Origin of the sequence: Streptomyces sp. NPDC050263, assembly GCF_040655955.1 — a bacterium.
Lineage (GTDB): Bacteria > Actinomycetota > Actinomycetes > Streptomycetales > Streptomycetaceae > Streptomyces.
In genome coordinates this window covers 1-3407 of record NZ_JBFAKW010000256.1, presented here as the reverse complement: position 1 = coordinate 3407, position 3407 = coordinate 1, and the positions used below count along the sequence as shown (strand labels likewise).

Here is a 3407-nt window from a genome sequence, read left to right as displayed (position 1 = left end):
CTCGTACTGGACGTACTTGGGCTTTCGGCCGGTGCGGCGAGAGTGCGTGCCGGGCGTCGCGACGGGGCGAACGTTGCCTGCCGCGGCACTAGATGCCCGGCGCGCCACAGGGACACGCGTTTTCTCGCTCACCGAGGTCGGCCGGCAAGATCAGAGCCACTCGTCCATGACGGCGGTGGTGACGGCGGCCTCGTAACGCGGGACTGTCGTGGCGGGGAGTCGATGCCTCACCCGAGGTACTGCGTGATCCGGGTCCACAGGGTGGGCGAGCCGGAGGCGACGGGTGTCAGGCGGCTCGCTCGGAGCCGACGCCAGGCCTGCTTCGGGCAGGGGCCTTGGGGTCTGGTCTTGGTGAACTTCTCGTACGGCACCCGGCGTGGCGGGAGGCCTGTCTCGACCCAGTGGTCCTTGCCGGAGTTGAAGTCCCAGCCGTCGTTGGAGATGCGGATGTGGTCGTCGCGGCTGTCCTTGTCCTGGCTGGTGATCTGGAGCACTTCGACGTGGCGGAAGCCCGCTCTCATGACCACGCAGTAGTGGGGGAGTTCGTCGGCGGACTCCCGGAACGGGACCAGGGCGTGCCAGATCTCGCCGGCGGCCGGGCGGCGTCGGCCGTCGTTGAGGCCGCCGTTCTCCCACCAGCGCATCGCTCGACGGCAGAGGAACGCGGTGAGCCCGGCGGCCGCGCCCGGGGCCAGGACACGGGAGTTCCAGTCGGGTGAGTCGAACCGTGCCTCGGCCCAGAGCAGGGCGGCCTGGCTCAGGACGAGCACGACGGCCGTACGGACGAGGAAGTCCCGCCACGGGCCGCGACGCGTCCGGCTCATGTACGCGGCCACCCCCGCGGCGGCGATGACGGGTGCGCCGTACACGAGCGCGTGCTGCCCGAAGCCGCGCAGGTGCAGCGGCGGTTTCTGGGACTCCATGAGGTCGACCACGGTGACCGGCAGCGCCAGGGTGGAGCCGACGAAGCACCACATGGTCAGCAGCAGGTAGCCCTTGACTGCGACCGCCAGGTAGGACGTGTCGGTGCGACGGGCCACCGAATCCCCTTTCCTCTGTGGACGAACGAACCTTCGTGGATGAACTGCGTACGCGGCTACGGAACCCGGGGGGTGCGGCGGGTGAGGGCGGCCAGGCCGATGGCGATCCAGGCGGTGTTGAGCAGGGCGGAGGGCCAGGCCCGGTGGTATCCGGAGTTGACGGTCAGGGCGGCGGCGCCGAACAGGTTCAGCAACTGGAAGGCGTGTCCTCCGGCGGGGATCCGTTCGGTCGACGCCATCGCGTACCCGGTGAGCAACAGGCCTGCTCCGCCCCAGCCGATTGCGGCGAGAACCCCCTCCCCCCAGGTCACTGGTGCTGACCTCGGTCGTCGCCTTCGCCGGCCTCCCCGTCGAGCAGCGCGTAGGCCCGTACCGGGAAGGTGCCCATCCCTTCGACGGCCGGTGGCGCGGCGTGGAAGCGGAAGCCGTGCGGGGGCAGTTGCTCCAGGCCGCGCAGGTGCTCCACGACCGGGACGCCGGCGGCCAGCAGCGTGGTGTGCGCGGGGCGGGCGCCGTCCTCGGTGTCGTCGATGTTGAGCGAGTCCATGCCGACCAGGGCCGCGCCCTGCTCGACGAGCCAGGCCGCGGCGCCCGCGGTGAGGTAGGGGTGGCCGCTTCCGTACTGCTCGGTGCCCCAGTGCCGGTCCCAGCCGGTGTGGATCAGTACGGCCCGACCGGTGACGTCGTGCGGAAGCAGCAGTTCCCGGTCCACGGCCCGGCCGGTGCCCAGGGCGCGTACGACGATGCCGTCGAGGTCGGTGAGCCCGGACAGCGGCAGCCCGGCGAGGTCCGTTCCGTCGCCGAAGCGGTGGAAGGGGGCGTCGAGGTAGGTGCCGGTGTTGGCGGTCATCGAGATGCGGCCGATGGCGAACTCGGTGCCGGACGCGTAGTGCGCCCGCGACGCTTCCCGGGACAGGTGGTCGCCGATCTCCGGCCCGGGCACGCCGGGGTAGGTGATCATCCCGTGCCGGATCGAGTGGCTGAGATCGACGGTGCGCCGGTGGGCGGTCCGGCGTGGACCGGTGGCGCCCCGGGCCCCTGTGTGGGGCTCCCGCAGCGTTCGCCGCCCGCTGATCCGCACCTCGTCCACCTTCGGCAGCCCGAGCCGGCGGACGAACAGGTCGGCCAGGTCAGGGTCGTCGACCTCCGGGTCGGTCACGTCCAGCAGGAAGCCCTGGGTCTGCAGGCCGCCACCGCCCGCGAAGGTCACGTCGGCGTCGAACCGCACGCGCCATCGCTCGTCGTCTTCGTTCATGATCCGATCATCCGTGCAGTGGGACTGGACGACAAGCAAGATTTTCTGAAGTGGCACTACAGTGCGACTTATGGAACTGGATCCCCGGCGCCTGCGGGTACTGCGCGCCGTCGAGCTGCGGGGCGGTGTCGTCGACGCGGCCAAGGTGCTCCACCTGACGCCCTCGGCCGTCTCCCAACACCTGGCCCAGCTGGAACGCGAGGTCGGCCAGCCGCTGGTGGACCGCTCCCGCCGCCGGGCCGGACTCACCCCCGCCGGAAAGCTGCTGGCCGCGCGCGCCGAACGCATCGAGCAGGAACTCGCCGAGGCGCGCCGCGAACTGGCCGAGCTCACCGGACGGGCGACCGGCCCGGTGGCGATCGCCGCGTTCTCCACCGCGGTCAGTCAACTGCTGGTCCCGGCCCTCGGCGCCCTCGCCCGCACCCACCCCGGCCTGGAACCGAGGGTGGTCGAGCTGGAGGGCCCCGAGGCCCTGCGTGAACTGCGCACCGGCGGCCTGGACCTGGTGGTCGTGGAGTACGACGCCGACGACCCCGCCCCGGACCAGCAGGCCAGGGACCTCACGGCCGCGCCGGTGGCCGACGACGAGTACCGCGTCGTCATGCCCGCCGACTGGACCCCGCCGCCTCGCACGGTCCGGGACCTCGCCGACCGCCCCTGGGTCGCGGGCCCGCCCGGAACCGCCTGCCGCCACGCCCTGGAACGGATCTCCCGGGAGTACGGCTTCACCGCGCGGCGCATGCACACCTGCCGGGAGTTCCCCACCGTCCTCGCCCTGGTGCGGTCCGGCCTCGGCGCGGCCGTCGTCCCCGCCCTGGCCCTGGCCGGCGCCCCGCCCGAAACCGTCACCCTCCCCACCGTCCCGGTCGCCGGCCACCGCCGTATCGCCGCCGTCCGGCGCGCCTCCCCCGCCGGCCCCGAACCCCTGACCTCCGCTCTGGTGGACGCCCTCCAGGAAGCCGCGGTCAGCCTTGGACTCACCCCCGTCGCCCCGGCCTAGGGGGCTTCTGATGGATCTCCGCGGGAGAAGAAGCGGCGTTCGGTGCGTGCTCTCGGTGTGCCGGGCGAGAGTGCGTGCCGGGCGTCGCGACGCCGCGGAGATCCATCAGAAG

General features: G+C 72.4%; 4 protein-coding genes. 1 reads left to right on the top strand and 3 read right to left on the bottom strand.

Features of this window, described 5'->3' with window-relative positions; genetic code table 11:
- Positions 1-227 precede the first annotated feature (227 nt).
- The 3 genes from AB0J04_RS45625 to AB0J04_RS45615 are packed head-to-tail and all read right to left on the bottom strand — an operon-like array spanning position 228 to position 2295.
- Positions 228-1040, bottom strand: coding sequence for a hypothetical protein (locus tag AB0J04_RS45625; RefSeq protein ID WP_363174637.1), 813 nt, complete (start codon positions 1038-1040; stop codon positions 228-230).
- A gap of 56 nt (positions 1041-1096) precedes the next feature.
- The gene (locus tag AB0J04_RS45620; protein WP_363174635.1) at positions 1097-1351 is read right to left on the bottom strand and encodes a hypothetical protein; all 255 of its coding nucleotides are present in this window, start codon (positions 1349-1351) and stop codon (positions 1097-1099) included.
- Complete coding sequence (locus tag AB0J04_RS45615) at positions 1348-2295, bottom strand: cyclase family protein (protein ID WP_363174634.1); 948 nt, start codon at positions 2293-2295, stop codon at positions 1348-1350. The genes AB0J04_RS45620 and AB0J04_RS45615 overlap by 4 nt, the downstream gene beginning before the upstream one ends.
- Before the next feature lie 70 nt (positions 2296-2365).
- Between AB0J04_RS45615 and AB0J04_RS45610 the strand changes: the two genes are divergently transcribed.
- Entirely contained in the window at positions 2366-3295 is a 930-nt protein-coding gene (locus tag AB0J04_RS45610; protein WP_363174633.1) for a LysR substrate-binding domain-containing protein, read from the top strand.
- The last annotated feature ends 112 nt before the right edge of the window (positions 3296-3407 follow it).

What these genes read in the sequence shown, in the direction of transcription:
- AB0J04_RS45610 (WP_363174633.1), top strand. Translation starts at nt 2,366, where the DNA reads ATGGAACTGGATCCCCGGCGCCTGCGGGTACTGCGCGCCGTCGAGCTG.
- AB0J04_RS45615 (WP_363174634.1), bottom strand. Translation starts at nt 2,295, where the DNA reads ATGAACGAAGACGACGAGCGATGGCGCGTGCGGTTCGACGCCGACGTG.